This window comes from Limnohabitans sp., from assembly GCF_036804465.1.
Classification (GTDB): Bacteria; Pseudomonadota; Gammaproteobacteria; order Burkholderiales; family Burkholderiaceae_C; genus Limnohabitans.
Window position 1 is genome coordinate 166,602 of sequence record NZ_DAIRSK010000003.1, and the last position, 825, is coordinate 167,426.

Below are 825 nucleotides of genomic sequence, written 5' to 3' on the forward strand. Positions count from 1 at the left end.
GCGCCGCATCCTTCTTGAACACGGGCACGTTGACGCTGGGCGACTCTGCCTCGGATGTTTTGAGCTTTGACAGTGGTTTGGTGGTCACCGCACCGAACAGCCTGAGCTTAGGCGGTACCGTGAACACCAACCACACAGCCATAACGCTGGGCGACAACAACACTCCGCTGGTGTTGAACAACCACCTGACGTTGAGCACAGGCAACGCCGCGCTCACCTTAGGCGGCCTGGTCTATGGGCCGCATGACTTGGTGCTCAACAGCACAGGCGTCACTACCTTGACATCTGAGGTGGGTGGCAATGGTCAAGCCCTGACTAGCTTGACCTCTAACGCAATTGGCAGCCTCATCATTCAAGGCGGGCGCATCACCACCACGGGTGCTCAGACCTTCAACGATGACGTGCTCTTGGGTAATGCCGCGCGCAGCACGACCTTGAACACCACCGACAGCAATGTCTTCTTTGGCGGCAAGCTCAACAATCAAACTCCGACGGCTGAGGCGCTGTTGATCAATGCGGGCACAGGGAACGTCACTTTCACAGGCGCTGTGGGTGATCTGGCCAAGATCGCAGCGCTCATCGTCAACAGTGGGGGTGTGACCACCTTCGTCAGCACCGTTGACGCCGCCAGCGTGACTTCCGATGCGCTCGGTAGCGTTGTTATTCAAGGCGGCCGTATCACCACTACTGGTGCTCAGACCTTCAACGACGATGTGGTGTTGGGCAATGCTGCGCGCAGCACCACCTTGAACACCACAAATAGCAACATTTTCTTTGGCGGCAAGATCAACAACCAAACTGCGACGGCTGAGGCGCTCACGATCA

General features: G+C 57.5%; 1 protein-coding gene. It reads left to right on the forward strand.

From position 1 onward, the window contains the following. Window positions 1-825, forward strand: an 825-nt coding sequence (locus V7Q41_RS02715) for a hypothetical protein (RefSeq protein WP_333842457.1), incomplete at both ends; no start/stop codon positions are given.